Here is a 6,268-nt window from a genome sequence, read left to right on the forward strand (position 1 = left end):
TGATGCCTCGCGTCCGGGCCTTGTCGCCCAGCGCGGCCATCACGGCGGGCGGCGGCCCGATGACAGGACCGCAGGGCGGAGACCGTCCCCGTCGTTACGAAGACCGTACTGACGGTGCGGGCGGAAGCGACCGCGGCCCGCGCCGCGATGACCAAGGCCGGCCCCCGCACCGGGGAGACCGTGACAGCGGCGGCGCCCGAGGCGGATACGCCGGCGGCCGCGACTCTGGCTCCCGTTCTGGTGACCGGGACAGCTCGCGCTCCAGCGCCCCCCGTGAGGGCGGCTACCGCGGCGGCGACCGCCGCGAGGGTGGTTTCCGTGGCGGCGACCGCGACGGCTCGCGTTCCAGCGCTCCGCGCGAGGGTGGCTACCGTGGTGGCGACCGTGATGGGTCGCGTTCCAGCGCTCCGCGCGAAGGTGGCTACCGTGGTGGCGACCGTGATGGGTCGCGTTCCAGCGCTCCGCGCGAAGGTGGCTACCGTGGCGGCGACCGTGACGGGTCGCGTTCCAGCGCTCCGCGTGAGGGCGGTTTCCGGTCCGGTGCTCCCCGCGAGGGTGGCTACCGGGGCGGCGACCGCGACGGTTCTCGTTCCAGCGCTCCCCGTGAGGGTGGCTTCCGTGGCGGTGACCGCGATGGCGGTTTCCGTGGCGGCGACCGTCGTGAGGGTGGTTTCCGGGGCGGCGACCGTGACGGTTCGCGCTCGGGCGCTCCCCGTGAGGGTGGCTTCCGTGGCGGCGACCGTCGTGAGGGCGGTTACCAGGGTGGTGACCGCACTCGCTCCGGCCCGCCGCGCGAGGGTGGTTTCCGTGGCGGTGACCGCGATGGCGGTTTCCGTGGTGGCGACCGTCGCGAGGGTGGCTTCCGGGGCGGCGATCGAGATGGCTCGCGTTCGAGCGCTCCCCGTGAGGGCGGTTTCCGCGGTGGTGACCGCGACGGTGGTTTCCGGGGCGGTGACCGTCGCGAAGGCGGTTTCCGCGGTGGCGACCGCGACGGTGGCTTCCGGGGCGGCGACCGAGACAGCTCGCGTTCCAGCGCCCCCCGTGAGGGCGGTTTCCGTGGCGGCGATCGGGATGGCTCGCGTTCGAGCGCTCCCCGTGAGGGCGGTTTCCGCGGTGGTGACCGCGACGGTGGCTTCCGAGGCGGTGACCGTCGCGAAGGCGGCTTCCGGGGCGGTGACCGGGACGGTTCGCGCTCGGGCGCTCCCCGTGAGGGTGGTTTCCGTGGTGGTGACCGCGATGGCTCGCGTTCCAGCGCCCCCCGTGAAGGTGGTTTCCGTGGTGGTGACCGTCGTGAGGGCGGTTACCAGGGTGGGGACCGGACTCGCTCGGGCCCGCCGCGCGAGGGTGGCTTCCGTGGTGGCGACCGCGACGGTGGTTTCCGCGGCGGTGACCGTCGCGAAGGTGGCTTCCGGGGCGGCGACCGTGACAGCTCGCGTTCCAGCGCGCCCCGTGAGGGTGGCTTCCGGGGCGGCGACCGTGACGGTTCGCGCTCGGGCGCTCCCCGTGAGGGTGGCTTCCGCGGTGGTGACCGCGATGGTGGTTTCCGTGGTGGTGACCGTCGTGAGGGCGGTTACCAGGGCGGTGACCGCACTCGCTCGGGCCCGCCGCGCGAAGGTGGCTTCCGTGGCGGCGATCGGGATGGCTCGCGTTCCAGCGCGCCCCGTGACGGCGGTTTCCGGGGCGGCGACCGTGATGGCTCGCGTTCCGGCGCTCCCCGTGAGGGTGGCTTCCGGGGCGGCGACCGTGATGGCTCGCGTTCCGGCGCTCCCCGTGAGGGTGGCTTCCGGGGCGGCGACCGTCGTGAGGGCGGTTTCCGGGGCGGTGACCGCGACGGTTCGCGTTCCAGCGCGCCCCGTGAGGGTGGCTTCCGGGGCGGTGACCGCGAGGGCGGCTACCGGGGCGGAGAGCGTACCGGGGGTTTCCGGTCCGACGAGCGGCCGCGTCGCGAGGGGGAGTTCCGTCGCGATGACCGCGCGGGTGGCTCCGAGTCGTCCGAGGGCGGGCGTAGCTCGGCCCCGGCGCTGCCGGACGACATTGTCGCGACCGACCTCGACAAGGACGTCCGCGCTGAGCTGCTCTCGCTGAACAAGCCGGTCGCCGAGACGGTGGCCCGGCACCTGGTCGCCACTGGGCAGCTGATCGACGAGGACCCGGCCGAGGCGTTGGCGCACGCGCTGGCCGCCCGGCGGCTCGCGTCGCGCATCTCCGCTGTCCGCGAGGCGGTCGGCCTGGCCGCGTACCGCGCGGGGGAGTGGCAGTCGGCGATCGCCGAGCTGCGCACGTACCACCGGATGAGCGGACTGCAGAGCCACCTGGCCGTGCTCGCGGACTGCGAGCGGGCTCTCGGCCGGCCGGAGCGGGCCATTGACCTGTTCCGTGGCGCGGACCGGGAGAAGCTGGACCAGGCCGTGGCGATCGAACTGCTGATCGTCGCCGCCGGCGCGCGGGGTGACCTCGGGCAGAAGGACGCCGCGGTCGCGATGCTCCAGGTTCCGGACCTCACCAACGAGGCCACCGTGCCGTGGACGGCCCGACTGCGCTACGCGTACGCCGACGCGCTGCTCGCTGTGGGTCGGCGCGAGGAGGCCCGCGAATGGTTCTCCCGCGCTGCCGACGTGGACACCGAGGGCGAGACCGACGCCGCCGAGCGGTTGCTCGAACTCGACGGCGTGGTCATCGAGGGTGACGAGGAGGACGAGGCCGCCGAGGAGATCGCCGCTGGCCCGGGCGCTCCCGGTGCGGTGCCGGCCCGACCCGACGCTGACCTGGCCACCGACACGAACGACGACGACGACGACGATGTCGACGACGACGACGACGATGACGACGACGACGACGACGATGACGACGATGACGACGATGACGACGATGACGACGATGATGACGACGACGACGACGAGGACTTCGACGACGACGAGGAGGACGACGCTGTCGGCCCTCCCGCTGACGACGAAGGCTTCGACGACGAGGACGAGGACCGTCACCCCACCGGAAGCGGCAACGCCGACGCGGCCACCACTGGCGACAGCGGCGTGACGGACGGGGACGCGGCGAACGGCGACGGGACCGTGCCGGCCCGGGATGACGAGTCGGGGTCGACGCAGCGGTGAGCGCGGGCGTGGGGGAGCGGCTGGTCGACGGGTACACCCTGGTCGTCTTCGACCTGGACGGCGTGATCTACCTGATCGACCGGCCGATCCCCGGCGCCGTCGACGCGGTGGCCCGGCTGCACGCGGAGGGACGGGCGGTGGCGTACGCCACCAACAACGCGTCCCGCCGGTCCAGCGAGGTCGCGGACCTGCTGACCGGGATGGGAGTGCCGGCCCGGCCGGAGGAGGTCCTCACCTCCGCGGCCGCCTCGGCCGAGTTGTTGCGCGACCGGCTGCCCGCCGGCGCGTCGGTGCTGGTGGTCGGCGCGGAGGCGCTGCGCGCGGAGCTGCGAGCGGTCGGCCTGAACCCGGTCACCCAGGCCGATGAGAAGCCGGCGGCGGTCGTGCAGGGGTACGGCCCGCAGGTCGGCTGGGCCGAGCTGGCCGAAGCGTCGGTGGCGGTGCGGGCGGGTGCGATCTGGATCGCCACCAACACCGATCGGACCCTGCCCAGTGGGCGGGGACCGCTGCCCGGCAACGGGTCGCTGGTCGCCGTGCTGCGTACGGCACTGGAGCGGGACCCCGACGTGGTGGTCGGCAAGCCGGAGCCGGCGTTGTTCGAGACCGCCGCCAAGCGCAGTGGCGGTGGGCGGAGCCTGGTGGTGGGTGACCGGCTGGACACCGACATCGAGGGCGCGCGCCGGGCCGGGCTGGACAGCCTGCTCGTGCTCACCGGCGTCAGCGGTGTACCGGAGCTGCTGGCCGCCGAGCCGCGGCGACGTCCCACGTACGTCGCGAGAGACCTGGCGGGGCTCTTCGACCCGGCTGCCGCCGTGCGGGTCCCGGGCCTTGAGGACGCTGGCGGCTGGTCCGTGACCGACCGGGACGGCACGCTGGAGCTGGCCGGGGCCGGTCGACCGCTGGACGCCCTGGCGGCGCTCTGCGCGGTGGCCTGGTCGGCGCCCGCGCCGGCGCTGCCGAAGATCCGCCCGGTGGGCCCGGACGCGGCCCACGCGGTGGAGAGTTTCGGTCTGACCTCGGCGGCGTGAGCCGAACGGTCGTCAGAGCAGCTTGCGCAGCTTGAGCAGGTCGAACGGGTTGGCCTTGATCGACACCCGGCGGGAGGTCACCGCGCTGGTGACGTCCAGGTCGCCGCGGACCAGGGCGAGCAGGTCGTCGCTGGACGTGCTCAGCGCGATCTTGGCCTTGGGGTCGTCGCCGTCGGTCAGCTCGACCAGTCGGCCGCCGGTGATCCGGCCGTGGAACGCGGTGTCCAGGTCGGTGATTCGGCAGGCCAGCGTCCGGTCCAGGTCGATCCGTTCGCGTACCGTCTCGGCGTTGCGATCCAACCGGGCGGCCAGCTCCTGCAACGCCTGCCGGCACTCGTCCACGCTGGCCACATCTCCCCCTCGCTGATCGCCACGCCGTCCTCGGCACCGTACCGCACGGGTCGGTCGGGGGTGCCCGGTAGCGTGACACCTGCACACCCCGCCCCGTGGAAGGACTCAGGCATGCAGGACGCGTGGCGCGCCTACCTCGAGCTGGCCATGGGCCTTGCGGAGGCGCCCCGGAAGAAGGCCCAGGACGTGGCACGTCGCCTCGTCGGCTCCGGCGGCGCGACCGCCGCCCAACTCCAGGCCCTCGGCGAGGAACTGGTCACCACCGGCGCCGCCAACCGGGAGGCGCTGACCAAGCTGGTCCGCTTCGAGGTCGACCGGGCTCTCGGCGCTGTCGGTCTGGCCACCGCCGACGAGGTGGCCGAGCTGACCCGGCGGGTGCACGACCTGGAACGGCAGCTGCGGGAGGCGCGGTCCACCGAGTCGGCGGACGCGCCGCCCGCCGGCCCCAGGCCACAACCCGACCCGACCGTCGCCGCGCGGCCCGGCGCCGGTCTCGTGCCGTCCGACGCCTCGGCCGGTGCCCCGGTCTCCGCGCCGGTGGCCAAGAAGGCCGTGGCGAAGAAGGCCGTCGCCAAGAAGGCCGTGGCGAAGAAGGCCATCGCCACGAAGCCGCCGGCGACGATCAGCCCGACGGCCGACGAGGACGTCCCGACGCCGGCCGTGATGCCGGCCAAGAAGGCGGCGATTCGCAGGCAGCGGCCGGACGACGCCGAATGACCCGGCCCGGTCCGCCGGCCGGCGGGTCCTTCCCGACCCGGCCCGGTCCGCCGGCTGGCGGCTCTTCCCCGGCCCGGCCCGGTCCGCCGGTGGGTGTCCGCCCCGGGCCGCCGCCGGATCTCGGGGACGACGAGACACGGCATCCGGCGGTGGACGCCGCCGTGCGGGCCATCGCCAACGCGGCGACGCTCGCTCCGGCCGACCAGATCGCCCAGTACGAGGCGGCCTACGAGACGCTGCGGGAAACCCTCGCCACCATCGACCAGACCTGAGCGGGACGACCAGGCCTGAGCAGACCGGAGAACCACACGCATGGCACGTCGTAACCGGCTGGACGCCGAACTCGTCCGCCGCGGTCTGGCCCGCTCCCGTGAGCAGGCCGCCGCGTTGGTGGAGGCCGGCCGGGTCCAACTGCGGGGCGTGGTCGCCCGCAAGGCGGCCGCGATGGTCGACCCCGCCGACCCGCTCCTGGTGACCGGTGCGGACCCGGCCGAGGAGTACGTCTCCCGGGGTGGGCACAAGCTCGCCGGCGCGCTGGCCGCGTTCGCCCCCGGTGGGCTGCACGTGGCCGGGCGGCGTTGCCTGGACGCGGGAGCGTCGACAGGTGGGTTCACCGACGTGCTGCTGCGCGCCGACGCGGCCGAGGTGGTGGCCGTGGACGTCGGCTACGGGCAGCTCGCCTGGCCGCTGCGTACGAACGAGCGGGTCCGCGTCCTGGAGCGCACGAATGTCCGTACCCTCGATGCTGACGTGATCGGTGGCCAGGTCGACCTCACTGTGGCGGATCTGTCGTTCATCTCGTTGCGGCTGGTGCTGCCGGCGTTGGCCGGCTGCACCCGCGACGACGGTGACCTGGCGTTGATGGTCAAGCCGCAGTTCGAGGTCGGCAAGGACCGGGTCGGCGCCGGCGGTGTGGTCCGTGATCCGGAGCTGCGCGCCGAAGCGGTGCTGGATGTGGCTGCGGCGGCCGCGCGGCTCGGTCTCGGCAACAAGGTCCAGCACGACATCACCGTCACCGAGCCCGGGTACGACCTGACCAGTTGGGTGCAGGACGTCAACGCG

General features: G+C 74.0%; 7 protein-coding genes. 5 read left to right on the top strand and 2 right to left on the bottom strand.

Annotated elements, in window-relative coordinates; genetic code table 11:
* Positions 1 to 2,117: hypothetical protein (locus tag AB0C20_RS34470; RefSeq protein ID WP_357569576.1), on the bottom strand; the 2,117-nt coding region annotated here is incomplete at its 3' end.
* Between AB0C20_RS34470 and AB0C20_RS34475 the strand changes: the two genes are divergently transcribed.
* The gene (locus AB0C20_RS34475) at positions 2,106 to 3,110 is read left to right on the top strand and encodes a hypothetical protein (RefSeq protein ID WP_357569577.1); all 1,005 of its coding nucleotides are present in this window, start codon (positions 2,106 to 2,108) and stop codon (positions 3,108 to 3,110) included. The two genes, AB0C20_RS34470 and AB0C20_RS34475, sit on opposite strands and share 12 nt — an antisense overlap.
* Entirely contained in the window at positions 3,107 to 4,138 is a 1,032-nt protein-coding gene (locus AB0C20_RS34480) for an HAD-IIA family hydrolase (protein WP_357569578.1), read from the top strand. The genes AB0C20_RS34475 and AB0C20_RS34480 overlap by 4 nt, the downstream gene beginning before the upstream one ends.
* 12 nt (positions 4,139 to 4,150) lie before the next feature.
* Here the strand turns inward: AB0C20_RS34480 and AB0C20_RS34485 are convergent, their stop codons facing one another.
* Positions 4,151 to 4,489 (bottom strand): SCP2 sterol-binding domain-containing protein, encoded by a 339-nt coding sequence (locus AB0C20_RS34485; protein WP_088947517.1) that lies wholly within the window; start codon positions 4,487 to 4,489, stop codon positions 4,151 to 4,153.
* A 111-nt stretch (positions 4,490 to 4,600) separates the two neighbouring features.
* On the opposite strand from AB0C20_RS34485, the gene AB0C20_RS34490 reads away from it, so the two are divergent.
* From AB0C20_RS34490 to AB0C20_RS34500, 3 genes are all read left to right on the top strand, one after another.
* Positions 4,601 to 5,206 carry a hypothetical protein gene (locus tag AB0C20_RS34490; RefSeq protein ID WP_357569579.1) on the top strand — a complete coding sequence of 202 codons (606 nt, stop codon included), beginning with the start codon at positions 4,601 to 4,603 and terminating at the stop codon, positions 5,204 to 5,206.
* Complete coding sequence (locus AB0C20_RS34495) at positions 5,203 to 5,478, top strand: hypothetical protein (RefSeq protein WP_357569580.1); 276 nt, start codon at positions 5,203 to 5,205, stop codon at positions 5,476 to 5,478. The genes AB0C20_RS34490 and AB0C20_RS34495 overlap by 4 nt, the downstream gene beginning before the upstream one ends.
* Before the next feature lie 40 nt (positions 5,479 to 5,518).
* The coding region (locus AB0C20_RS34500) for a TlyA family RNA methyltransferase (protein WP_357569581.1) at positions 5,519 to 6,268 on the top strand (750 nt) is incomplete at its 3' end.

The sequence above is a fragment of the Micromonospora sp. NPDC048843 genome, from assembly GCF_040649965.1.
Classification (GTDB): Bacteria; Actinomycetota; Actinomycetes; order Mycobacteriales; family Micromonosporaceae; genus Micromonospora; species Micromonospora hortensis.